Source organism: Microbacterium sp. Bi128, from assembly GCF_918698205.1.
In genome coordinates this window covers 1-1,083 of record NZ_CAKKMM010001615.1, presented here as the reverse complement: position 1 = coordinate 1,083, position 1,083 = coordinate 1, and the positions used below count along the sequence as shown (strand labels likewise).

Genomic DNA, 1,083 nt, shown 5'->3' with positions numbered 1-1,083 from the left:
GTGCCACGGGGCGCGGTCATGATCTCCGCCGCGGACGAGAGCGTGGGCTCCCAGTCGAACACGATGCCGTCGCCGGGGCCGATCACGACGGTCGCACCGGCGACCGCGCCGGAACGGAACAGTTCGTCCTCGACGCCGAGACGCGCGAGACGATCCGCGAGATACCCGACGGCCTCCTCGTTCTGGAAGTCCGTCTGCTGGACCCACTTGACCGGCTTGTCGCCGAGGATGCGGTACACCGGGCCGTAGGTGCCGCCCTCCACCTTGATGGTGAAGTCCTTCTCGGAGCCGGTGGGGCGGATGACGATGCGCTCGGCGGGAGTGTCGTCGAGCGTCGCGACGCGGTGCTGCTCGACGACCTCGGCCAAGGCGAACGTGAGTTCGCGCAGCCCCGCCCGGCTCACCGTGGAGATCTCGAAGACACGGAACCCTCGGGCCTCGAGGTCGGGGCGCACGAGGTCGGCGAGATCGCGCGCCTCGGGGACGTCGACCTTGTTCAGCGCGACGATCTGGGGGCGCTCGAGGAGCGGCAACTGGCCCTCGGGGACCGGGTAGGCCGCGAGCTCGGCGAGGATGACGTCGAGGTCGGTGAGCGGGTCGCGACCGGGGTCGAGCGTCGCGCAGTCCAGGACGTGGACGAGTGCCGTGCAGCGCTCGACGTGACGGAGGAACTCCAGGCCCAGGCCCTTGCCCTCGCTCGCGCCTTCGATGAGTCCGGGCACGTCGGCGATCGTGAAGCGGACGTCGCCGGCCTGCACGACGCCGAGGTTCGGGTGCAGCGTCGTGAACGGGTAGTCGGCGATCTTGGGCCGCGCGGCGGAGACGGCGGCGATGAGGCTCGACTTACCGGCCGACGGGAAGCCGACCAGCGCCACATCGGCGACGGTCTTGAGCTCGAGGACGACATCGCCCTCCCAGCCGGGCGTTCCTAGCAGCGCGAAGCCGGGGGCCTTGCGCTTGGGTGAGGCCAGAGCGGCGTTGCCGAGCCCGCCGAGCCCACCGGGAGCGACGACGAAGCGCATCCCCGGGGTGAGCATGTCGACGAGCACTTCGCCGTCGGCATCCTTCACGACGGTGCCGAGG

The 1,083-nt window shown here is 70.7% G+C and carries 1 protein-coding gene; it reads right to left on the bottom strand.

Annotated features, from left to right (window positions below):
• Positions 1 to 1,083 (bottom strand): GTPase ObgE (obgE, locus tag LQV45_RS34950; protein WP_230012573.1); only part of this gene is annotated, 1,083 nt, incomplete at both ends.